Genomic DNA, 265 nt, shown 5'->3' on the forward strand with positions numbered 1-265 from the left:
GGCGATAGGGATCTTGCAGGCCAAATTCCAGATCGGCCTGATTAACTGCCGACTGGCCGATACGGTCACGGATTTTCTGGTGCATATGATCGTGGATGCAGCGGATGCCGCGCCAGCGGACAATATCAAAACCACCCGCTTGCAGCTTGTCCATCACCTTGTCTGGGTCGAGAGGATGCTGGGGTGCATTGCCTTCCTGGCGCAGCCGATCATTGGAGCCGTCCGGAGCATGGGTACGGCCGTTCATAAGCTGACGCCACTGATG

The 265-nt window shown here is 57.7% G+C and carries 1 pseudogene; it reads right to left on the reverse strand.

Annotated features, from left to right (window positions below):
• Window positions 1–247, reverse strand: a pseudogene (locus tag Q4563_RS20315) (hypothetical protein); the annotation flags it as partial.
• Between the last annotated feature and the right edge of the window lie 18 nt (window positions 248–265).

Source organism: Gilvimarinus sp. 1_MG-2023, assembly GCF_030548285.1.